Below are 20,405 nucleotides of genomic sequence, written 5' to 3'. Positions count from 1 at the left end.
GAGGGGGCGCGGGGTCGCCCCGGTGACACCGTCCGGGTGCGAGCCTCACCCGCGGGCCGGCTCGAAGGCCTGGGCGACGGCGAGGCTGTCCTCGTAGACGTGGTGGCGGGTGATGAGGCCGTTCTCGACAGTGAGGTGGAGGGCGAAGCGGGCGCGGTACGCGCGTCCGGTGGGGCGGGCGGTCTGGCGGATCTCGCCGAGTACGACCGCGTCGGTTCCGTCGACGAGGACGCGCTCCACCTCGGTGGCCGCCTGGTCCGGCACGTGGTGCGCGGCGAGCTCGCGGTAGTGGGCCGCCGCGTCCGCGCGGGTGGACCGGTGCCGGATCCAGGGCGTTGCGGGACGGCCGTGCTCGGCCTCCGGCCAGTCGAGTCTCCAGTCGCCCTGTTCGGCGTACAGCTCGGCGATGTGCCCGGCATCGCCCGTGCCGATCCTGCGCAGCAGCTCTTCCACGACAAAGCGGGTCCGCGTAGATGTGGGCGTGGCCATGGGGGACCTCCTCCGGAGCCGCATCCCGTCGATGCGGGGCTGCCGCCCATCCTGTCGACCCGCACCGGGCGGGGCGATTACCTCCGGAGTAGGGGCGGACTGGCCTCAGGAGCCGTCGAGCCACTGGGCGAGGGCGGCGGCCTCGCTGTGGTCCACGTCCTTGGTGGCCGTCAGCAGGGTCACTGTGGCGTCTGCCGAGAGGTCGCGCAGGCGCTCGACTGCGGCCTGGTGGTCGGGGTCCTCCAGCTCGGCGTAGTAGCGGCGCCGGAATTCGTCGTACCGGTCGGGATCGTGGTGGTACCAGCGCCGCAGATCGGTGGAGGGTGCGACGTCGCGCAGCCACTTGTCCAGATCGGCCTTCTCCTTGCTCATGCCACGCGGCCACAGACGGTCGACGAGCACGCGCTTGCCGTCCTGCGGTGCGGGGCTTTCGTAGATCCTCCGGTATCCGACCCGTGCAGCCATGACCCACCTTCCGGAGACGAGAGACGACCCGGGCAGCGCCCGTCCCTTGCGCTGTCCCGTCCAGGTGAACCGCCACGGCGGGCCCAAACACGGGCCGGCGGCGGGCCCTCGTCAGGGTCGCACGTGCGGCCAGCCGGCCAGTCCCTCCGTGCCGGGAGGCTGCGCGACGGCCTGCTCCACGGAGTCGTGGAAGGCGTAGACCGCCCCCAGGCCGCCGAGGGCGAAGACGTGCAGGAGCCGCCGGTCGGAGCAGGCGATCCGCAGTGATCCCTGATGGCTCCGGATGCTCTTGGTCACCGACACGATCATGCCGAGGCCCATGGAGTCGATGAACGGGGTGTCGCACAGGTCCAGGACGAAGTGCCGGTGGCCCGCGGAGAGGCGTCGGTCCACCTCGGCCCGGACGAGCGGCGCGAAGGCGATGTCGATCTCGTCGTCGGCCCGGACGACCGTCCAGCCGTTCGTCACCCGGCTTGCGACCTGCTCGTGCGGCCCTGCGACGCCCTGCTCGCTCACGCTTCGCTCTCCTGCCGTACTGTCCGATTTACCCGTCTCATCCAGGAAACGCGGGACGGCCGGGTGTCACAAGAGCCCGGTTTTCAGATGGTGAGCGAGAGCCCCCGGGACACCCGCTCCGCGGTGGTGAGCAGCGTCGCCACGGCGTCGTCGAGGCGGGCCGTGCGGCTGACGTCCAGGGAGATGCCGAGCGATCCGATGGTATCGCCGCGGCGGACCGGGACCGCGACGCAGGCGGTGCCCAGACGGTACTCCTCGATGTCGGTCACGGCCGGGCGGTGCGGGGAGGCGTCCAGGCGCCGCAGCAGCTCGGCGCGGTAGGTGATGGTCCGCGGGGTGAGGTCGTTCATCGTGTGGCGGGAGAGGTACTCGGCGCGGGCGTCGGCGTCCAGCTCGCGCAGCACGCTCTTGCCGAGCGCCGTGGCGTGTCCGGCGTCCTCGAACCCGACCCAGAGATCGACACGGGGGGCCTTGGGCCCGTCCACGATCTCCGCGACCCGGATCTCGCCGTCCTCGTAGAGGGTCAGGTAGGCCGCGGCCGACAGGCCGTCCCGCAGCTCGGTGAGCGTGGGACGGACCCTGCTCAGCGCCGTCTGGTCGCGGCTTCCCGCGTGCAGCGCGCCCAGTCTCTCCCCCAGGACGAACGTGCCGTCCTGGAGTTTGCGCACGTAGCCGTCGTGGACCATGGTCCGCAGCAGGTGATACGTGGTCCCCAGCGCCAGGCCCGTCTCGCGCGCCAGCTGCTTGGCCGGTACGCCGCTGTCGTGGGCGCCCACGGCTTCCATCAGCCGAAAGGCTCGCTGCACCGAGGAGATGAGCGTGGGGCCCTCCTGACCGCTCATCCCTCCACACTGCGCCCCACCGGAGGGGTCCGGCAAGTGCGCACTACGGCTTGATGCCCACCCCGGCCCACAGGCTGACCTGGGCGTCGGTGGGCGCGTCCGCCCCGGTGGCCGGTGCCGGTCGCCAGCGGTGGCCGACGGTCACGCCGGGTTCGAGGAGGTCGAGCCCGTCGAAGAAGCGCGTGACGTCCTTCTGCGAGCGGAACTGCACCGGCGTGCCCGCGCCGGTGTAGATGTCCGTGACCTTCTCCCAGGTGGGCGGGTCGAAGTCCGGCGTGCAGTGGCTCAGCGCGAGGGCACTGCCCGCCGGGAGTGCCGCCATCAGCCGGTCGACGATGCCGTACGGGTCGCGGGCGTCGGTGATGAAGTGCATCAGGGCGTTGAGCGACAGGGCGACCGGCCGGGACAGGTCGAGCACCTCGGCCAGCTCGGGCGCGGCCAGCAGGGAGTCGGGGTCGTTGACGTCGGCCTCGATGTAGGTGGTGCGGCCCTGCGGGGTGCTGCGCATCAGGCGCTCGGCGTACTTCAGGACGAGCGGGTCGTTGTCGGCGTAGACCACCCGGGCCTCGGGGACCACGGACTGCGCCACCTGGTGCACGTTCGGCTCGGTGGGGATGCCCGTGCCGATGTCCAGCCACTGCCGGATGCCGTGCTCCTGCGCCAGTACCCGGGTGGCGCGGTGCATGAAGGCGCGGTTCTCCCGGGCACACGTGAAGATGCCCGGGTAGGCCTCGGCGACCGCTTCGGCGGCCTGTTTGTCGACCGGGAAGTGGTCCTTGCCGCCGAGGTAGTAGTCGTACATGCGGGCCGAGTGCGGCCTGCTGGTGTCGAGGCCCCGCGCGGCGTGGGTGTTGCTCATCCTGCTCCCTTCGGAAGGCCGGCCGTGAGGTGGTCCGCCATGCCCTGCTTGACTCCCCGGACGAACGCGCCGATCTCCTCCGGCGTGTAGATGAGTGCGGGGCCGGACGGATCGGTCGACTGACGCACAGCGACGCGTCCGTCGGCGAGCCGTTTGGTCTCCACGCACTGTCCGCCGTTGGGTCCGCTCCACGGGCGTTCCCAGCCGCTCTCGCCGAGGTCGCGGGCGGGCATCCCGTTGTAGACGGGGTCGTCGGTGCTGCTCATGAGTACTCCTTGCGCATGCGGTTGAGGAGGGCCGTGCTGTCCCGTGTCGAGGTGAGCAGCGACATCCTGTTGTGCGCCTCCAGGTGGGCGACGACGTCGGCCCGTTCGTCCAGATACATCGACGCGGAGAGGATCTCGCTGTAGACGACGTCGGGCAGCTCCGGCTCCTCGAACCTGAAGTAGGTGAAGGGTGCGCAGGCGCCGACGTGGGCGCCGACGGCGAAGGGCAGGATGTCGATGCTGACGTGCTCCAGCTCGGACGCCTCCAAGAGCCGCTCGATCTGCTCGCGCATCACGTCCGGACCGCCGACGACCCGGTGCAGCACCGCTTCCTCCATGACCACCCAGAGGGTGGGCGCGTTCTCCCGCTCCAGCAGGCTCTGCCGCCGCAGCCGCAGCCCGACGCGGCGTTCCAGCTCCTCCTCGGAGCCGTTGGGAAAGCCGCCGCCCAGGACACCGCGGGCGTACGCGGGGGTCTGGAGCAGCCCCGTGACGTAATGGGGCTCGTAGGTGCGCAGCGTGCCGGCGCCGGTCTCCAGACTGACGTACGCCGTGAACCAGTTGGGCAGCACGTCGCGGTAGGCGTGCCACCAGCCGGGCTTGTTGGCCTGCTCGGCGAGCGCGACGAACTCCTCCGTCTCCTGCTGCCCGGCACCGTAGGTCTGTAGGAGCTTTTCGACATAGAGGGGTTTGAGGGCGACTTCGGCCTTCTCCAGCCGGCGGATCGTCAGGGGGGTGACCCGAAGTGCCTTGGCGGCGTCGGCCAGTGAGGCGCCCGCGCCCTGCCGCATCTCCTGGAGCCGACGGCCCAGGATCATGCGCAGCACCGTCGGGGCGCTGGTGCCCGCGCCGGACCGAGCTTCACTCACGCCCCACCTCCTGATGGGCTGTCACCGGCGCCATTGTGGCAGCGACTTGGTGATGACACCAGACTGAGCGGAGCTTCCTGAAATTATCAGGGATTCGGTTGCAGCCTGAACTGGACGGCGAGCATAGTTGCGTCTGTGAGCCCGCCCGTCCGACCGCCGTCCCCGCAGCGCCCGCCGAGGCCCGCTCCCCCCATCGCGACCGTCTCGACCGGAAGGCGATCACCGTGACCCCCCACACGAGCCCTTCGCCCGGGCTGTTACCGCCGACGCGTCCGGACCGGGAGCTCTGGTTCGACCTTCCCTCGCTCCGGATCAGTGTGCGGACGGCGCGCGACACGGTGCGCCGCCAGCTCCGCGCCTGGCGGCTTCCCGGCGACGTGTGCACCGACGCGGTGCTGCTCGTCTCGGAACTGGCGACGAACGCCGTGCTCCACTCGGGCAGTGACCGCATGCTGTGCGGCCTGTCGCTGACCTCGCGCGCACAACTGCGGATCGAGGTCCACGACGCCGGGAACACGTCGACCTGTCCGACCGGTACCCGTTCCGGCCCGCAGGACGAGAGCGGCCGGGGGCTGCTGATCGTGCAGCAGCTCGCGGACTCCTGGGGGACCGCGCGGTCCGGCCGCACCGGGGGCAACACCGTCTGGGCGGTTCTCCGGATCGAGCTCTGATGCCACCGGGACGGACCGCCGGAGACCGTGTCGACGCGGTTCCATGAGTACGAGCGTCGACGCGCTCTCCTGAGTACGGGCTGAGTATCCGCGCTCATGTCCCGGCGCGTGGCGCAGGCCACACTCCGAGGCATGACGAACCTCCCGCCCCCGGCCGAGGAACTGCGGATCCTCGACGCCGAGCTGCGGCAACTCGACCTGCGTCGCGACGTCCTGCTGCGACGCCGTGCGTGGCTGGTCCACACCCTGCGGGCGGCCGCCGCCCCGCAGCCCGCCCGGGGTGCCGGAGCGGCACCGGACGGCCGGCCCGCCGCCCCGGCCACCGGTGACCTCACCCGTCGGCCGGAGGCCACCGCGCCCGGCGTGCAGAACGTGCTGCTGGTCCTCGGCGGTGTACTGCTGACGATCGCGGCGATCGCGTTCACCCTCGTCAGCTGGGGTCACCTGGGCATCGCGGGGCGCGCGCTGGTGCTGGGCGCGCTGACCGTGGGGGCGCTGGGTGCCCCGGTGGCGTTGCTGCGGCGCGGGCTGAGGGCGACCGCCGAGGCCGTGGCCGCTCTGGGGACGGCGCTGACCGTCCTGGACGCGTACGCACTCCACGAGGTGGCGTTCACCGGCACGGACGGTGTCGGGTACACGGCCGCCGCGTCGGCCGTCCTGGCCGTGCTGTGGGCGGCGTACGGTGTGCGCCTCGGGCTCTCCCACCCCCTCCCGCTGGCCGTGGCGACCGCCCATCTGCCCCTGCCGCTGTGGGCGATCGCGGTCGGCGCGGGTCCGCTCCCGCTGACCGCCGTGCTGCTGGCGACCGCCGCCGGCGGCACCGCCGTGGCACTGCGCGCCGCGGCGGGGCCGGTGCGGGTGGTCGCCGTCGTCGGCGCGCTGGGGACGGGCACTGTCGGTGTGCTGTCGGCCGGGTGGCTCTGCTGGAGCGCGTCCGACCCCGGCTCGGCCGCACGGGCGGCGGCGCTGCTGGTCGGGGCGGCGGTGATCGCCCTGGTGGCCGGCTGCTTCGTGCCGCACCGGGAAGTCGCCGTGGCCGCCGCCGCGGGCGCGGGTCTGTGTCTGGTCGCCGGGGCCGGAGGAGTGCTGCGGGTCTCGGTGCCCGGCGAGTGGACGGTGCCGGGATGTCTGCTGTGCGCGATCGTGCTGCTCGCGGTGGAGCGGACGTCCCTTCCGCTGCCCCTGCGTCAGGGACTGGTGCGCGCTTCGGTGGCGGTCCAGGGTCTGGCGGTGCTGTGGGCGTTCCCACTGGTCGCCGGGAGTGTGCTCGGTCCGGCGGCCCAGGCCGTGACGCCCTGGTCCGGCGCGCCGCGGACCGTCCGGGACGCCGTGTTCGCGGACGTGCCCGTGCCTGCGTACACGAGCACCGTGCCACTGGTCCTCGCCGGGGTGGCCGTCGCGCTGGTGGTGGCCGGGCGCCGCACATCTCGGCGGCCGGCCGTCATGGTGGTGGCCCTCGTCCTCGGTTGGGCGGCCGTCTTCGTCCTCCCGGTGGCGCTCCACCTGCCCTACCCGGCGGGTCTGGTGACGCAGGCAGCGGTGGTCGTCGCGGCGCTGGTCCTCGCGGTGCGGTCCGACCGGGCCGGCGGCTGGCCGTCGCCGCCGGCCCTGACGGCCCTGCTGCTGGCTCTCCTCACCTCGGTCGACGTCGCCCTCCTCTCGCTGGCCTCCGAGTCCGCGACGATCGGTGTGCTCGTCGCCCTCACGGTCCTGTTCGGTGCGGCCGGCCGCCGTCCGGGGCACGCTCCGTTCACCGCGCCCGCCGCCCTCGCGTACGCCACGGCGCTGGCCTGCGCGCTCGGCGCGTCCGCCGGTCTGCGGCCGCCGCACACGGCGCTGCTCGTTCTCGTCGTGCCCGCGCTCGCCGCTCTGATCGCCTCGCGGTCGAGCGGGTCGCGGGCGACCGTGCCGGTCGAGGTGGCGGGTGCGGCCGCGGGTCTGCTCGCCCTCGCGCTCGCGGTGCCGGACCCGCCGATGCTGGCCCTGGTGCTCTCCCTTTGCGGTGTCATCGCGTCCGCCGCGGCGCTGCGCCCGGAACGGCGGGCGACCGGCTGGGCGGCCGCCGTGCTGTTCCTGGCCGCCGCCTGGGTGCGCCTGGCGGCGTGGGAGGTCGGCACGCCGGAGGCCTACACCCTGCCGGTAACCGGACCCGCGCTGCTCGTCGGGTTCCTGCGCCGGCGCCGCGACACGGCGGTCTCCTCGTGGACGGCGTACGGTCCCGGGCTGGCCGCCACCCTGGTGCCCAGCCTGCTCGCCGCCTGGGACGACCAGCACTGGCTGCGACCGCTGCTGCTCGGCGTGGCGGCGCTCGCGGTGACGCTGGCGGGCGCCCGGCAGCGGCTCCAGGCACCGCTGGTCCTCGGCGCGAGTGTGCTCGCGCTGGTGGCGCTGCACGAGCTGGCCCCGTACCTCACCCAGGTCGTCGGCGCGCTCCCCCGCTGGGTGCCTCCGGCGCTCGCGGGTCTCGTGCTGCTCGTCCTGGGCGCCACCTACGAGCATCGGCTGCGGGACGCCCGACGGCTGCGGGAGGCATTGGGGCGGCTGCGCTAGGGAGTGCCGCCCGGCGCCCCCGGCGAGATCCGGACGACACCCCCTGCGGTGGCCGCGGGCACGAGTGAGGGGCGCCGTGTCGAATTCGTGCAGCTTTGCGGTCGGGGTCATGGAACCCGGACGAGGCCACTCATCTTGCCGTGGGCCGCGGATCGGCTTCGTGGTAACACGAAGTGATCACATCGAAAGGGCCGACTCATGGGTATCTTCAGCCGTCGCCAGACCGCCACCGTCGAGCAGCCGGCGGCCGCCGCACCGGAGCGGTTCGCCGCGCGGTCCGCGACAGCGGCGGCCACGCTCGATCCGGCCCTTCGCGCGCTGACCGGGCACTGGACCATCGACCGCCCGCACAGCCGGATCGGCTTCTCCGTGCGGCACGCCATGGTCACCACGGTCCGCGGGGCCTTCACCGACTACGACAGCAGGCTGTACTTCGACGGGGCCAGCCCCTGCGACTCCCGGGCCGAGCTCGTGATCCGCGTCGCCAGCGTCGACACGGGCGTGGAGCAACGGGACGCCCATCTCGTCGGCAAGGACTTCTTCGACGCGCGGCGCCACCCCGAGATGACCTTCCGGAGCACCTCCACCACCCAGGAGGCCGCGGAGAGCTTCCGCATGACGGGGGACCTCACCATTCGCGGCACGACCCGCCCCGTCGAGCTGCAACTGGACTACCTCGGCTCGGTCGTGGACCCGTTCGGCTACGAACGGGCCGGTTTCGACGGGACCACCACCATCGACCGCAGGGACTGGGGCCTGGTCTACAACCAGCGGCTCGAGGCGGGCGGCAGCATGGTGAGCGAGAAGGTCCGCCTTCAGTTCGACATCTCCGCGATCCGCTCCTCCTGAACCGCACCGCGCCGGCCGGTTCTCACCCCGGCCGGGGCACCGGCCGCGGACGCAGCACCATGAGCGAGTCCTCCTGGGCCGCGACCATGGCGAAGGGAAACCGGTCGGCCTCGAGGCAGAGCGCGACGTCGTCGGGATGGACGCCCTGCCGCACGCCCCGCGCCAGTTCGGTGGCGGCACGGGACGCGGCGGCGCGGCGGAGGAACCCGGCGGCGTCCGCACCGTCCCCGCCGGCCCGGCCCGCGATGTACTGGGCGCACGCCAGGTCCTCGTCGGCCCTGCCGTCCTCGCCGGTGACCACGAACGTGACGCGCTCGGCGCCGCGTTCCCGCAGCAGCCGCGCCGTCGCCTCCGCGACCACGAAGCCGGCGCACAGCACCAGCGGCGCGTCCTTGACCGCGAGGGCACCGACCGTCCCCGCCGTGGTCTTCTGCACGACGGTCCGTCCGGCGAGGTCGGCGGAGCGCAGCAGGCCGGGGGAGTTGACCAGGTCGAAACCGGGCACGAGCGGGCCGTCCTTGAGCGCCACCCGGTCCGGGTGGCCCGCCGTGAGGTCCAGGGCCTCCTCCAGCGACCCGGCGAGCACGATTTTGTCCGCGCCCCGGGCAAAGGCCCACGCGGCCACGGTGAACGCGCGCATGACGTCCACGACGACTGCCACGGACGGGGCCTCGGTCACCTCGGGGATGCCGACGAAACGAGTGTCCATGCGCGTCATGATCGGGCACGCCCCGCCGGCCCGGCCACAACCCGCGGGTCCTACCGGCTTCAGGGTGCGCCTATGAGGCGGTCCAGCGGTGCCGCCAGGACGGGGGCGAGTGCCTCGGCGTACGCCTCCGAGAGGTGGCTGTCGTCGCGGTGGACCGCGGTGTCGGCGACGACCACGGGGCAGACGCCGGTGCGAGGCGCGCAGACCCAGCGGGTGGGGTCGACGACCGTGGTGCCCGTGGTGGCGGCGGCGGCCCGGACGGCGCGGCCGCGCGTCGCGTCCCGGATCGCCGCCGGCAAGTGGTGCGCGCAGGCGCGCAGTTGCAGCGAGTTCCGCGCGGCGCAGTCGACCGGGTCGCCCTTGGGCCACGGCGTGTCGAGCAGGGCGGCGACCCGAGCGCCGGAGGTGTGCAGGTCGCGGAAGGTGTGCTCGAAGCCGGTGGTCCACTGGCGCAGGGGGTCGTCGGCGGGGCGGGCCGGGTCACCGGCGTCCGAGGAGGAGACGACCACGAGGGCCGGGCGCAGGTCCCTGATCCGTTCCAGGGCGTGCGAGCGCCAGGTGTCGCAGGCGGTGTACGGCTTGTGGAGGTTGACGATGGTCACGTCGGCGACCTTGCAGGAGGCCTTGGTGAGCGGCACCAGTCTCCAGCCGCGCGCCCCCGCGAGCCGTCGCAGGGCGGGGAACCACTGCGCGGCGTGGGAGTCGCCGAAGAGCACGACGGTACGGGAGGAGGTCCGGTCTCCGTAGACGCAGGACCGCGGGCGGGTGGCGGCCCGGTCGACGTGGCAGCCGTCGCGGTAGAGCGCGGAGCGGGCGGACTTGACCCGCGGCAGGGGCGGCGCGAGGTTGCTCGGCAGGGCGGCGGGCGACGACGTCAGGAGTTCGGCGAGGCGGGTCTCCGGGTCCGGCGCCTCGGCGAGGGCCCGGGCCAGGGCGGGCGCGGGGCCGCCCGTCTCGATCGTCGGCGGTACCGCCGTCGCCGTCAGGGACAGCGCGGAGGCACTCGCGGTCAGCGCCGCCCCGAGCGCCAGGGCGCGGCGTGGGCGCCCCCGGAACGCCCGGTGGAAGCGGACGGGGTTCTCGACGAGGCGCAGGGTGAGCCAGGCCAGGGCCAGCGCCGCGGCGGACAGCGCGAGTGCGAGCGGCACTTCGGCGGTGCCGTCGGCACGCCCGAGCGCCGCCGGGACGGTCACCAGCAGCGGCCAGTGCCACAGGTACCAGCCGTAGGAGAGTCCGCCGAGCCACACGAGCGGACGTCGCTCCAGCAGCCGCCCCGCGCCGTACGACGTGGGCACGCAGCCGCCGGCCAGGACCAGTACGGCGCCCGCGACCGGCAGGAGCGCGTGATGGCCGGGGAAGGGCGTCTCGTCGTCGTAGCGCAGTGCCGCCACCGCGACGCAGACCAGGCCGAGCCAGCCCAGCGTTGCGGCGGGGGCGGGCGGCAGGCGGCGCAGCCGTGCGGTGGCCAGGGCCAGGAGCGCACCGGCGCCCAGTTCCCAGGCTCGGGTGAGGGAGCCGAAGTACGCCCAGGGTGCCGACATGTCCGTCACGACGACGCCCGCCGCGAACGAGAGAGCGCACAGGACGGCCAGCGGCACCACCACCGGCCCCCGCCGCCCGCGGGCGATCCGCCAGGTGAGCAGCAGGAGCACGGGCCACACCAGGTAGAACTGCTCCTCCACGGCGAGCGACCAGACGTGCTGGAACGGCGACGGCGGGCTGTTCTGCGCGAGGTAGTCCGTACCGCCCGCCGCCAGCCGGAAGTTGAGCGTGTACAGCGCACCGGCGAGGGCGTCGCCCGCGTACTCCGCGAGCCGCGCCTTCGACAGGAACAGCCATGCCCCGACGAGCGTGACGCCGATGACCAGGGTCGACGCGGGGAGCAGTCGCAGGGCCCGGCGGGCGTAGAAGGAGCGCAGCGACACCCGGCCGGTGGTGGCGAGTTCGCGCAGGAGCAGTGAGGTGATGAGGAAGCCGGAGATCACGAAGAAGACGTCGACACCGACGTAGCCGCCGCCGACCTGCGACACGCCGGCGTGGGAGAGCACCACCAGGGCGACGGCCACCGCACGCAGCCCCTGGATGTCCAGCCGCGGGGGGTGTCCTCGGGGCGGCGGCGCGGATCCGCCGGCCGCCGGGACGGTACGCGCCGCGGTGGGCGTGGTGCTGGTCATCAGGGCTTGGCTCCTCGGGACGACGGACAGCTGCGCCTGACAAGATCAGTGCGCCGCGCCCCGGAGTTCCGTCGCCGTCGCCCGACTTGGCCTCCACCGGGAAGGTTCAACCGGGTGCAACCAGCGGTTCAGCCCCCGTCCGGCCCGGCGACCGTCTCACCCGGGGACGGCTGCTCGGAGCCGGGTTGCGGGTCCCGCACCGCGGCGGTGAAGCGCGCCGCGAGTGCGGCGGCCGCGGCACACAGTTCCGCTCCGCCGTCGACACGGAAGGCGAACGGCACCCGCGCGAGCCATTCCTGCGCGTACATGTCCGGGTTGCGGGTGCTGCCGACCAGGACGCAGCCGTCTCCCAGGGGTTCGAGCCGGCCCATGGGCGGGCTGATCCAGGGGGCGACCTCGGCCTGCGGGGCGTCGAAGACCACGCGGGTGGCGAACCGCCACCCGGTGCCCAGGTTCTCCTCCAGCAGCGCCACGGGGTCGAAGCCGACGGGTGCGTCGAATCCCCGGTCGGTGCTCCGGGCCTCGCCGATCCGGTCCACCCGGTAGGTGCGGACGGCGTCCGCGCGGTGGGAGTGGCAGAGCAGGTACCAGCGTCCGTGGCGGACGACGAGCGACCAGGGATCCGCCTCCTCCTCCCACGTGCTGCCCGACTCGCTGCGGTACGTCAGCCGCACGCGGCGCCGGTGGGCGACGGCCTCGACGAGGGAGCTGGTGACGGCCGGGTCCGGGTGCGCCGCGTAGGGGTCGGGGGCGGCCGACGCGTACTCCCGCAGCAGGGCCGCCTGCCGTCCGACGCTCTCCGGCAGCGCCTTGACGACCTTGCCCAGGGCCGCCCCCACCAGGTCGTCGGCGTCGGTGACGGCCGGCCGCCCGCTGAGTGCCGCCATGACGAGGCCGAGGGCCTCGGCCTGCGTGAAGTGCACGGGCGGCAGTCTCGTCCCGCGTCCCAGCCGGTACCCGCCGTGCGGTCCGCGGGCCGACTCCACGGGGATGCCCGCCTCCCTGAGGATCCCGATGTAACGGCGCGCCGCTCGCTCCGTCACGCCCAGCCGCTCGGCGAGTTCGCCGGCCGTCGTGGTGGGGCGGGTGCGGAGGATCTCCAGGGTGCGCAGCGCTCGCGCGGTGGGGCTGGGGTCGTCGGGCACGGGAGCAGGCTAGTCGGCGCGGCGGACACCGGGAGCGAGTACGGGGAAGAATCCGGCAGTGGAACGTCCGGATCTGCTCCTACGGTGAAGCCAGGCAACGAAGGGAACCGATCATGGACATTCTGCTCATCGGCGGCCTGTGGCTGGACGGCTCCGCGTGGGACCGCGTCGCGGCGGAGCTGGAGTCGCTCGGCCACCGTCCGGTGGCGCTCACCCTCCCGGGACAGGGCGACGGAGCGGCGACCGCCACGCTCGACGACCAGGTGGCCGCCGTGCTGGCCGCGGTGGACGCGGCGCCCGGCAAGCCGCTGGTGGTGGGGCACTCCGCGGCCTGTGCGCTGGCCTGGCTGGCGGCCGACCGGCGTCCGGGGCGGCTGGCCAAGGTCGCGCTCATCGGCGGCATCCCGACCCCGGACGGGCAGCCGTACGCCGACTTCTTCGAGGTCAGGGACGGAGCGATGCCCTTCCCCGGCTGGGAACCCTTCCAGGGTCCTGACGCCGCCGATCTCGACGAGGTGGCCAGGGACGGGCTGGCGGCGGCCGCGATTCCGGTGCCCGAAGGCGTGGCCAGGGGTGTGGTGCGGCTGACCGACGAGCGCCGGTTCGAGGTGCCGGTCGTGGTCGTGTGCCCCGAGTTCACGCCCGCGCAGGCGCGGAAGTGGATCGACGGGGGTGACGTTCCGGAGCTCGCCCGGGCCCGGCGCGTCGACTTCGCGGACATCGACTCGGGCCACTGGCCCATGCTGTCCAGGCCTGCCGAGCTGGCCCGGGTCCTGGCCGCGGCGGCGGAGGCGGCCTGACCGGCGCCGTGCCGTTCCGTTCCGTTCCGTCCGTTCCGGAGCGGAAGGGCGGCCCCGGTTCAGGCGTGCAGCGTGGGCCGGTAGACGAGTTCCTGGATGTGGCCGTCGAGCGTGCGGGACTCGATCAACTCGAGGTCGAAGTCGTCCGCGCCCCCGAAGACCGGGTCCAGCCCGCTCCGCCCGGTGATCACCGGGTACAGGGTCACCTGGACGCGGTCGACGAGGCCGGCGGCCATCAGCGCCCGGTTCATCGACAGGCTGCCGTGCGAGCGCAGCGGCACCGCGGACTCCTCCTTGAGCCGGGCGACGACGTCGACGGCGTCGCCGCGCTCGACGCGCGCCTCCGGCCAGTCGAGAGGGCCTTCCAGCGTGGTCGACACCACCGTGGCCGGCAGGCTGCGCATCCTGGTGACCCAGGGGTCGCGCACCTCGGCCTCCTCGGTGGCGGCGGCCAGCATCTGCGCGAACAGCCGATAGGTTCGGGCCCCGAAGACCATCCGCTGCTCCTCGCCGTACAGGGCGAGGCGGTGGTCGAGGAGCTCGGGGCCCTGCTTGCCCCAGTAGCCGGTCCAGTCGCCGCCGGCGGCGCCGAAGCCGTCGAGGCTGGAGAAGACGTCGAAGGTGTAAGTGGCGGTCACGAGGCTTCTTGTACCACCCCTGTGGGGCGCGGCACGGCACGACACCCGGGGCCTGTCCGACGCGTTTCGCCGGACCGGCCCGTGGGTGCCGGACCGTGGGTGCCGGCCGGTGGGCCTCAGCGCTTCAGGGTGAAGGAGAAGTCGCCGCAGAGCCTGGCGTCCAGCCGGACTGCCGCGACCAGCTTCCCCTCCTCGGCCAGTCTCCCGGCCTCCGCCCGCGACAGGCCGCAGCCCTCGGCGACGAGCCGTACCGGACGGACCGGGATCCGCGCCGCGAAGCGCACCGACACGTCGATCACCTCGCGGTCCCGATTCTCCGGTCCCCCGGTGTCGAGACGCCAGGCACCGTCCCAGTCGAGGGCGACGCGGTTGCGGCGCAGCACCGCCGGGTCCTGGAGCAACTCGGCGGTGAGTGCGGGGTCGTTGTCGTGCAGCCGGTCCAGCAGGCCGGGACGTACGGCGCGGACGTTCGCCCGCTCCAGGAGTGTGAGTTTCGCGGTGTCGCCGCACTCGGCGCACAGCACGAGGAGCCAGGCGTCGATGCGCTTGTGGTGGGCGTTGACACGGAACTTGCCGCTCGCCCGGAAGCGTTCGGACGCGCACGCGTGGCAACGGCGTCGGACGAGGGGAAGGCGGGTGGGAGCGACCACCCAGGTGGTGAGCACAGGAGTACACCGGTTCCAGTGAGAAGTCCGCAGCAGAAAGGAGCGCGGCGCGCAGGCGCGACGCGCGACGGTTCAGCGCTCGGGAGGTCTCACAGGGTGTACAACGGCATGTCCTTCACCTGGACGACGTGGTTCACCGGCACGTTAACGGCGCGCGGCGGCGCCGCTCCACCGGTTTTCGGGCGCGTCGGGGCCCGGTGGGCTCAGTGGAGGCACAAGCAGAACGGGTGGCCGGCCGGGTCCGCGTAGATCCGCCAGTTGGTACCCGGGCGGAGCTGGTCCGTCCGCTCCAGGACGGTCGCACCGAGGGCGAGGGCCCGCTTCTCCTCGCCTTCGAGGTCGTCGACGTCGAAGTCCAGGTGGAGCTGTTGCGGGCGGTCCTGGCCGGGCCATTCGGGTGCCCGGTAGCCGTCCACCCGCTGACAGGCCAGCGGTGTGCCCTCGAAGCCGTGCACCTCGACCCAGTCGGTGTCGTCCGGATCGGCGACCACCCGCCCGCCGAGCAGCTCCGCGTAGAACTCCGCGAGCCGTACCGGGTCGGCGCAGTCCAGCGCGACCGCTTGCAGCTTTCGAATCACGTCCGGCACTCCTCGCTCCCGGGGCACTCGCGTTCGCCCGTGCGGGAGGGTCCTACCCGGGGGCGCGGCGGGCATGCACGACGGCCGCGCGGACCGGACTCCCCCGCTCTCTTCATCGCGCTTGGCGTTGCATGCACCGCGTGCACAGGTGTTCAAGGGCAGGCCGGGACGGCGACCGGGTCCGGCGGGGAGCCGCCGGGGTCGCCGATGCCGCGACCGGCCGCCCGGTCGGCACTCCGGACCTGTACTCGAACACCAACTACCTGATCGCGGATCACACGTCCCGGGGAGCCGACGCGTCGGTGGTGCGCAGGACGCGGAAGCGACCGGGGTGCGCCGGGTCCCGGTCGACGACCTGGACCGGCGCCCAGGCCCATTGCCATACGCCGATGTCCGGCACACGGGAGAAGCGGATCCGCCCCCTCGTGCCGTCGACCGAGACGCTCGCCCAGGATTCGGTGACCCTCGCCGGGCCGGTGCCGTGCGAACGCAGCACTTCGGCGAGGACCGTCACCGTGTCGTAGCCCTCGAAGGCGACGAAGGAGGGCGCTTGGTCCAGCCGCTCGCGCAGGGCCGCCCCGACGCGGGCACCGAGTGGGCCGAGGCGCTCGGGCAGGTAGCGCAGGAACGGGATGCCGGCGCCGTCCTCACCCAGCGACGCCATCCACTGCGCGAACTCCGGTTGCCCGGCCGGTGCGCCGATGAGGATCCCGGCCAGGCGCCGGTCACGGCGGACGGACCGGACGATCGACACGGCGGGCTCGGGGTGGCCGACCAGCAGGAGCAGGGCGGTCGCGTGCCGGTCGGCGAGTGTGTCGCACACCGTCGCGGGGGTCGACTCGCGCATGTCGACCTCGACGACGGTGCCGCCGTGCGGCGCGAGGTGGTCCCGCAGGATGCGGGCGCCGGACGCCCAGTAGACGCTCGGCTGGGCGGCGACGACGACGCGGCGGTGGCCCGCGGCGAGGAGGAAGTCCGCGTAGACGCGCCAGCCGTGGGACTGCGCCGGGGCCAGCCGCGCGACCCAGGGCGACGGCCGTTCGGTGAGCCCGTCGAGCACGGCCGACGAGCACAGGAAGGGCACGCCGAGGGCGTCGGCCCTGATCGCGGCGGTGCGCGCGACGACGCTGTGGTACTCCCCCGCGAGGGCTGCCACGCCCAGCCGGGCCAGTTCCTCCACGGCCGCCTCGGCCCGGTGCGGATCGGCCGCCGTGTCGCGGACCACCAGTTCGAGGGGTCTGCCCTCGATGCCGCCGGCGTCGTTGACCTCGCCCGCGGCCAGTTCCATCCCGGCGAGCAGGTGCCGCCCCGCCTCCTGCCAGCCGGGCCGGGTCAGCGGCGCGAGAGCGCCGATCCGCACGCACGTGGTCAACTCGTCCCGCCGGGGCGGACGTATCTCGGTCACCATGCCGGACATTGCATCACCACATGCGTCACCACATCGCACCACCACGGCGGTTCAGGTCACGTCCAGGTCGGTGTAGAGCATGTCGTGGTCCGAGTGCTCGGTGTGGACCACTCGGTGCTCGACGGGCGCGATGCCGCGCAGGAAGACGTAGTCGAACTTGCTCTGCCAGTCGGTGGTCGGCTCGCAGGTGCCGACGGGCGCGGGGTGGCACTCGGGGTCGGTGTCCGTGGCCAGGGACCACATGGGGTCGAGTTCGGAGGCTTCCGGTACCGCGTTGAAGTCGCCGACGACTATGGCGCGGTCGTCCCGGGCGACTTCCTCGGCGAGTACGCGGACCTGGTCCGTCCGGAACTCCTCCTGGCGCCGCTGGGCGAGGTGGGTGTTGAAGACCCGGACCGGCCGGCCGCCCACCTCGGTGGTGACCGCGAGGTATCCGCGGTCCTCGGAACCGCCGTCGGGGTACTCGACGTTGACACGGTCCGTGACCGGAGCCGCCGACAGGATGGCCTGGCCGAAGCCCCCCGGGCTCCACGGCGCTCCCCCGCAGCGGCCCCAGTTCTCCAGGACCGACCCGTGTGCGACGTGGTAGACGAGCCCGTGGTAGGCCTCCAGGTAGTCCCGGATCCGGTCGACGTCCCGTGCGCAGGCCTCCTGCATGCCGATGACCTGGGGCGCGTACGCGGCGATCTCCGCGGCGCGGTCGAGATTGCTCGCGTCGCAGGGGTTGCACAGGTTCCACGTCATGACCCGGTTCGGCACGATGTCCTTGACGGCTTCGACGGGCAGTGACCTGCCGGACAGCGCACCCCCGGGGGCGCTCGGACCCACCAGCGCCAAGCAGGCCAGCGCCACGGCGCAGACGAGCAATCGCGAGCCGCCCCTTTTGAGCACCGCCGCCTCCTGGATGTGGACACACATGGCAACCGACGTTTGTAGGCACGAGGTTATGGCACGTCCCGGTGCGCGCTCACCGGCATGTCCGGGAGCTGCCAGTCGCCGCCGCGGTCCTCCTTCGAGTGGCGCGCGACGAGCTCGGGGACGCGCAGGCGGCAGGCGAGTGCCGTGACCGCGTGGAAGGCGTCGACGGCCCGCCTGCTCCTGGGCATGGCCAGACGCAGGAGGTGCGGCTTCACCTCGGCCTGTATCGCGTCCACGAACGGCCGGAGCACGGTGTCGTAGCCGGCCAGGGCGGTGGGCAGGTCGCGGCCGTGCCGGTTGAGCCGGCCGGCCAGGACGTAGGCGCCGACCAGGCCGCCGGAGGTGCCCATGCCGCTGTAGGGGGAGGCGCAGTGCGCCGCGTCGCCGACCAGCACCACCCGGCCCCGGGACCAGGTGTCCGTGCGCACCTGCACGACCTCCTGGGAGTAGAAGCTCTCCGTGTGCCGCATCCCTTCGAGGAACCGCGCGGTCTGCCATCCCGCGTCGCGGAACCGGTCGGTCCAGAACTGCTTCTGCCGTTCGACCGGTTCCCGGTGGACGGCCGAGGCTTCCGCGGACCGCTCCCGCAGGACGAAGTAGACCTGGGTCTCGGTCGGGTTGTGGCTCCTGCGCATGATCATCCGGCCGCCGGGCGCGTTGCAGGTGTCCCGGATGCCGGTGTCCGACGCGATGCGCGGGACGAACCAGTAGGCCATGTGGACGCCCACCCGCCAGTACGGGTCGGGTGCGCCGGGCGGCAGCATCGCGCGGCGGATGCGCGAGCCCTGGCCGTCCGCGCCGACGAGGAGGTCGAAGGCCTCGGACGAGCCGTCGGAGAAGTGGGCGACGACGCGCCTCGCGTCCTGCTCGAATCGCTCCACGCTCGTGCCGAACACGTGGCGCACGTCCTGCCGCGTCGCTTCGTGCAGGATGCGCACCAGGTCTCCGCGCATGATCTCGTACTCGGAGGTCAGGGTCTGCCGGCCGCGGCCGGAGGTGTTGGCCATGATCGTCGCCCGTTTCCTGCCCCGGCCGTCCACGAAGGCGACCCCCGCCTCGTCCACGAGCCTGCTTCTGACGGCGTCGAGGAGCCCCATGCGCTCGACGGCGTCGATGCCCTGCCCCCGGAGGTCCACCTGCGCACCCGTGGCCCGCAGGGCGGGGAAGCGTTCGACGACGGTCACCCCGTGGCCGCCCCGGGCGAGCCAGTGGGCCAGTGCCTGACCGGCGACGCCACCGCCGCAGATGAGGACCTTCAGGCGGCCGCCGCTCGGCTCCGGTGATGCGTCGGACATGCCGCACACCCCTTTTTCTATCGGTGATAGGTACGCTTTGCAGAGTTGCCTATCAGCGATAGATTGTCAACGTGGCGAAGATGAACCGCGAGACCGTCCTCACCGAGGCGCTCGACCTGCTGGACGAGGTCGGCCTGGACGCCGTCAGTACGAGGCAGCTGGCCAGGCGTCTGGGCGTCGAGCAGCCGTCGCTCTACTACCACTTCAGGAACAAGAAGGAGCTGCTCGGCGCCATGAGCGAGGCCGCGATGGCGCCGCACGCGACGGCTCCCCTGCCGACGCCCGCCGACGACTGGCGGGACTGGTTCCTGGAGAACACGCGCAGCTTCCGGCGCACCCTGCTGCTGCGCCGCGACGGCGCACGGCTCCATGCCGGGAGCAGCCCCGGCGGGACGGACCTCGACCGGATCGCCCACAAGATGGCGTTCCTGAGCGCGGCGGGCGTACCGGAGGAACACGCGCGGACGGCGATGCTGGCCGCTGGCCGTTTCACCGTCGGCAGCGTCCTGGAGGAGCAGGCGGACACCGGCGACGGCGACGGCCCGGACCGTACGGCGGCCGGGTCGCCGGAGCTGCCCCCGCACGTGCCGCCGACGGACCACGAGTCGTCCTTCGAGGCCGGACTGGCCCTCATCCTCGAAGGCCTGGAACAGCAGGTGAGGCGCGCACGGTGAGCCACGACCGCCGGTGGGGCGACGCCTTATGCTCGCTCCCATGGATACCGAGGCGGTGCGCTCGTTCGTCCGCGCGGCCGAGCTGGGACAGCTGCGACACGCGGCCGACGAGCTGGGAGTGACGCAGCAGGCCGTCTCGAAGCGGATCGCCGCCCTCGAGCGCACGCTCGACGTCCGGCTGTTCACCCGCACCGCCCGAGGGGTCGAGCCGACCCTCGACGGACAGGCCTTCCTGCCGCACGCGCGGAGCGTCGTCGCGCACGCCGATCGCGCCGTCGCCGCGATCCGGCGGGGCTCGCGGGCGCTGCGGATCGACGTGCTCGGACTGCGGAGCGCGCAGGCCGTCATCCTGCACGACTACTGGCGCTCACGTCCCGAGACCGCGCTCGACGTGGTGACGCTCAGGGTCGACGACCCGCGGCTGGCGGCGTCCGCCGTGCGGGCGGGCGACGTCGACGCCTCCTTCCGCTCGGTCACCGATCCGGCCGCCCTGCCGCCCGAGCTGCGGATGATCCACGCGTTCCACTCCCCGCTGGAACTCGTCGTCGGCCCGCGACACCCGCTGGCCGCCGCGCGCACCGTGACGCCCGCCCAGTTGCGCGGGCACCGGATCTGGGTGCCCGGCATCGCGCCGGGCAGCGAATGGGCGGAGTTCTACGACCAGCTCACCGCCGCGTTCGGTCTCCGCGTGGACGCCGCCGGCCCGAACTTCGGCAACGAGGTGCTCCTCGACATCCTCGCCGACTCCGACGACGTGGCCACCCTCGTGGGCTCGCGCGACCGGTACGTCTGGCCGACCGCCCACGACCTGCGCCGGATCCCGATCGCGGGGCCGACGCTCGCCTACCCGCTCTCGCTCATCCTCCCCCGGGAGAATCCGCACCCGGCGCTGCGGGCCGTCGTCGACCACTTCGCCAGCCTGCCCCCGCTGCCCGAGGACAGCTGGCTGCCCTCCTGGGCCACGGCACCGCACCGCGACGCCGACGACCGCGGCGCGGGGCACGGCCCGCGCTGACGGCGGCCCG

At 73.3% G+C, this 20,405-nt stretch carries 22 protein-coding genes; 6 read left to right on the top strand and 16 right to left on the bottom strand.

Annotation, left to right across the window (positions count from 1 at the left end):
* Positions 1-45: 45 nt before the first annotated feature.
* The 7 genes from B9W62_RS38110 to B9W62_RS38080 all read right to left on the bottom strand — a co-directional run bounded on the left by B9W62_RS38110 (position 46) and on the right by B9W62_RS38080 (position 4,306).
* Entirely contained in the window at positions 46-489 is a 444-nt protein-coding gene (locus tag B9W62_RS38110) for a nuclear transport factor 2 family protein (protein WP_087811465.1), read from the bottom strand.
* Between the two features lie 105 nt (positions 490-594).
* Positions 595-954: a DUF488 domain-containing protein gene (locus B9W62_RS38105; protein WP_087811464.1), complete on the bottom strand. Its 360-nt coding sequence runs from the start codon at positions 952-954 to the stop codon at positions 595-597.
* Positions 955-1,065: 111 nt separating this feature from the next.
* The gene (locus B9W62_RS38100; protein WP_087811463.1) at positions 1,066-1,470 is read right to left on the bottom strand and encodes an STAS domain-containing protein; all 405 of its coding nucleotides are present in this window, start codon (positions 1,468-1,470) and stop codon (positions 1,066-1,068) included.
* Between the two features lie 83 nt (positions 1,471-1,553).
* Positions 1,554-2,312: an IclR family transcriptional regulator gene (locus B9W62_RS38095; RefSeq protein WP_179235877.1), complete on the bottom strand. Its 759-nt coding sequence runs from the start codon at positions 2,310-2,312 to the stop codon at positions 1,554-1,556.
* Between the two features lie 43 nt (positions 2,313-2,355).
* Complete coding sequence (locus B9W62_RS38090; RefSeq protein ID WP_087811461.1) at positions 2,356-3,171, bottom strand: SAM-dependent methyltransferase; 816 nt, start codon at positions 3,169-3,171, stop codon at positions 2,356-2,358.
* Positions 3,168-3,437 carry a DUF397 domain-containing protein gene (locus B9W62_RS38085; protein WP_087811460.1) on the bottom strand — a complete coding sequence of 90 codons (270 nt, stop codon included), beginning with the start codon at positions 3,435-3,437 and terminating at the stop codon, positions 3,168-3,170. Before B9W62_RS38085 ends, B9W62_RS38090 begins: the two co-directional genes overlap by 4 nt.
* Positions 3,434-4,306: a helix-turn-helix domain-containing protein gene (locus tag B9W62_RS38080; protein WP_087811459.1), complete on the bottom strand. Its 873-nt coding sequence runs from the start codon at positions 4,304-4,306 to the stop codon at positions 3,434-3,436. The genes B9W62_RS38085 and B9W62_RS38080 overlap by 4 nt, the downstream gene beginning before the upstream one ends.
* 224 nt (positions 4,307-4,530) lie before the next feature.
* Between B9W62_RS38080 and B9W62_RS38075 the strand changes: the two genes are divergently transcribed.
* The 3 genes from B9W62_RS38075 (at position 4,531) to B9W62_RS38065 (ending at position 8,376) form a co-directional block, all read left to right on the top strand.
* The gene (locus B9W62_RS38075) at positions 4,531-4,977 is read left to right on the top strand and encodes an ATP-binding protein (protein ID WP_179235876.1); all 447 of its coding nucleotides are present in this window, start codon (positions 4,531-4,533) and stop codon (positions 4,975-4,977) included.
* 132 nt (positions 4,978-5,109) lie between these two features.
* On the top strand, positions 5,110-7,527 hold the full coding sequence (locus B9W62_RS38070) for an SCO7613 C-terminal domain-containing membrane protein (RefSeq protein WP_087812295.1): 2,418 nt from the start codon (positions 5,110-5,112) through the stop codon (positions 7,525-7,527).
* A 198-nt stretch (positions 7,528-7,725) separates the two neighbouring features.
* Positions 7,726-8,376: a YceI family protein gene (locus B9W62_RS38065; RefSeq protein ID WP_087811458.1), complete on the top strand. Its 651-nt coding sequence runs from the start codon at positions 7,726-7,728 to the stop codon at positions 8,374-8,376.
* 22 nt (positions 8,377-8,398) lie between these two features.
* Here the strand turns inward: B9W62_RS38065 and B9W62_RS38060 are convergent, their stop codons facing one another.
* The 3 genes from B9W62_RS38060 to B9W62_RS38050 all read right to left on the bottom strand — a co-directional run bounded on the left by B9W62_RS38060 (position 8,399) and on the right by B9W62_RS38050 (position 12,404).
* Complete coding sequence (locus B9W62_RS38060; protein ID WP_087811457.1) at positions 8,399-9,085, bottom strand: 2-phosphosulfolactate phosphatase; 687 nt, start codon at positions 9,083-9,085, stop codon at positions 8,399-8,401.
* A gap of 59 nt (positions 9,086-9,144) precedes the next feature.
* On the bottom strand, positions 9,145-11,259 hold the full coding sequence (locus B9W62_RS38055; RefSeq protein ID WP_087811456.1) for an acyltransferase family protein: 2,115 nt from the start codon (positions 11,257-11,259) through the stop codon (positions 9,145-9,147).
* 128 nt (positions 11,260-11,387) lie between these two features.
* The gene (locus B9W62_RS38050) at positions 11,388-12,404 is read right to left on the bottom strand and encodes a helix-turn-helix transcriptional regulator (RefSeq protein WP_087811455.1); all 1,017 of its coding nucleotides are present in this window, start codon (positions 12,402-12,404) and stop codon (positions 11,388-11,390) included.
* Positions 12,405-12,517: 113 nt separating this feature from the next.
* On the opposite strand from B9W62_RS38050, the gene B9W62_RS38045 reads away from it, so the two are divergent.
* Positions 12,518-13,204, top strand: a complete 687-nt coding sequence (locus B9W62_RS38045; protein WP_087811454.1) for an alpha/beta fold hydrolase — start codon at positions 12,518-12,520, stop codon at positions 13,202-13,204.
* Between the two features lie 59 nt (positions 13,205-13,263).
* Here B9W62_RS38045 and B9W62_RS38040 read toward each other — a convergent pair whose 3' ends face one another.
* The 6 genes from B9W62_RS38040 to B9W62_RS38015 all read right to left on the bottom strand — a co-directional run bounded on the left by B9W62_RS38040 (position 13,264) and on the right by B9W62_RS38015 (position 18,706).
* Positions 13,264-13,842, bottom strand: a complete 579-nt coding sequence (locus B9W62_RS38040) for a dihydrofolate reductase family protein (protein WP_087811453.1) — start codon at positions 13,840-13,842, stop codon at positions 13,264-13,266.
* Positions 13,843-13,958: 116 nt separating this feature from the next.
* Positions 13,959-14,507, bottom strand: a complete 549-nt coding sequence (locus B9W62_RS38035) for a DUF1062 domain-containing protein (protein WP_087811452.1) — start codon at positions 14,505-14,507, stop codon at positions 13,959-13,961.
* Positions 14,508-14,710: 203 nt separating this feature from the next.
* Entirely contained in the window at positions 14,711-15,085 is a 375-nt protein-coding gene (locus B9W62_RS38030; protein WP_179235875.1) for a VOC family protein, read from the bottom strand.
* A 274-nt stretch (positions 15,086-15,359) separates the two neighbouring features.
* Complete coding sequence (locus tag B9W62_RS38025; protein ID WP_087811450.1) at positions 15,360-16,502, bottom strand: ABC transporter substrate-binding protein; 1,143 nt, start codon at positions 16,500-16,502, stop codon at positions 15,360-15,362.
* Positions 16,503-16,544: 42 nt separating this feature from the next.
* Complete coding sequence (locus B9W62_RS38020; protein WP_087811449.1) at positions 16,545-17,411, bottom strand: endonuclease/exonuclease/phosphatase family protein; 867 nt, start codon at positions 17,409-17,411, stop codon at positions 16,545-16,547.
* A gap of 26 nt (positions 17,412-17,437) precedes the next feature.
* The gene (locus B9W62_RS38015; RefSeq protein WP_087811448.1) at positions 17,438-18,706 is read right to left on the bottom strand and encodes an FAD-dependent monooxygenase; all 1,269 of its coding nucleotides are present in this window, start codon (positions 18,704-18,706) and stop codon (positions 17,438-17,440) included.
* Between the two features lie 80 nt (positions 18,707-18,786).
* On the opposite strand from B9W62_RS38015, the gene B9W62_RS38010 reads away from it, so the two are divergent.
* Entirely contained in the window at positions 18,787-19,380 is a 594-nt protein-coding gene (locus B9W62_RS38010) for a TetR/AcrR family transcriptional regulator C-terminal domain-containing protein (protein WP_087811447.1), read from the top strand.
* A gap of 40 nt (positions 19,381-19,420) precedes the next feature.
* Positions 19,421-20,395 (top strand): LysR family transcriptional regulator, encoded by a 975-nt coding sequence (locus B9W62_RS38005; RefSeq protein ID WP_179235874.1) that lies wholly within the window; start codon positions 19,421-19,423, stop codon positions 20,393-20,395.
* Positions 20,396-20,405: the final 10 nt, after the last annotated feature.

Origin of the sequence: Streptomyces sp. CS113 (genome assembly GCF_002188365.1) — a bacterium.
GTDB lineage: Bacteria > Actinomycetota > Actinomycetes > Streptomycetales > Streptomycetaceae > Streptomyces > Streptomyces tendae.
This window is presented reverse-complemented; position numbering and strand designations above follow the sequence as displayed.

What these genes read in the sequence shown, in the direction of transcription:
- B9W62_RS38110 (WP_087811465.1), bottom strand. Translation starts at nt 489, where the DNA reads ATGGCCACGCCCACATCTACGCGGACCCGCTTTGTCGTGGAAGAGCTG.
- B9W62_RS38105 (WP_087811464.1), bottom strand. Translation starts at nt 954, where the DNA reads ATGGCTGCACGGGTCGGATACCGGAGGATCTACGAAAGCCCCGCACCG.
- B9W62_RS38095 (WP_179235877.1), bottom strand. Translation starts at nt 2,312, where the DNA reads ATGAGCGGTCAGGAGGGCCCCACGCTCATCTCCTCGGTGCAGCGAGCC.
- B9W62_RS38090 (WP_087811461.1), bottom strand. Translation starts at nt 3,171, where the DNA reads ATGAGCAACACCCACGCCGCGCGGGGCCTCGACACCAGCAGGCCGCAC.
- B9W62_RS38085 (WP_087811460.1), bottom strand. Translation starts at nt 3,437, where the DNA reads ATGAGCAGCACCGACGACCCCGTCTACAACGGGATGCCCGCCCGCGAC.
- B9W62_RS38070 (WP_087812295.1), top strand. Translation starts at nt 5,110, where the DNA reads ATGACGAACCTCCCGCCCCCGGCCGAGGAACTGCGGATCCTCGACGCC.
- B9W62_RS38065 (WP_087811458.1), top strand. Translation starts at nt 7,726, where the DNA reads ATGGGTATCTTCAGCCGTCGCCAGACCGCCACCGTCGAGCAGCCGGCG.
- B9W62_RS38060 (WP_087811457.1), bottom strand. Translation starts at nt 9,085, where the DNA reads ATGGACACTCGTTTCGTCGGCATCCCCGAGGTGACCGAGGCCCCGTCC.
- B9W62_RS38055 (WP_087811456.1), bottom strand. Translation starts at nt 11,259, where the DNA reads ATGACCAGCACCACGCCCACCGCGGCGCGTACCGTCCCGGCGGCCGGC.
- B9W62_RS38045 (WP_087811454.1), top strand. Translation starts at nt 12,518, where the DNA reads ATGGACATTCTGCTCATCGGCGGCCTGTGGCTGGACGGCTCCGCGTGG.
- B9W62_RS38025 (WP_087811450.1), bottom strand. Translation starts at nt 16,502, where the DNA reads ATGTCCGGCATGGTGACCGAGATACGTCCGCCCCGGCGGGACGAGTTG.
- B9W62_RS38020 (WP_087811449.1), bottom strand. Translation starts at nt 17,411, where the DNA reads ATGTGTGTCCACATCCAGGAGGCGGCGGTGCTCAAAAGGGGCGGCTCG.
- B9W62_RS38015 (WP_087811448.1), bottom strand. Translation starts at nt 18,706, where the DNA reads ATGTCCGACGCATCACCGGAGCCGAGCGGCGGCCGCCTGAAGGTCCTC.
- B9W62_RS38010 (WP_087811447.1), top strand. Translation starts at nt 18,787, where the DNA reads ATGAACCGCGAGACCGTCCTCACCGAGGCGCTCGACCTGCTGGACGAG.
- B9W62_RS38005 (WP_179235874.1), top strand. Translation starts at nt 19,421, where the DNA reads ATGGATACCGAGGCGGTGCGCTCGTTCGTCCGCGCGGCCGAGCTGGGA.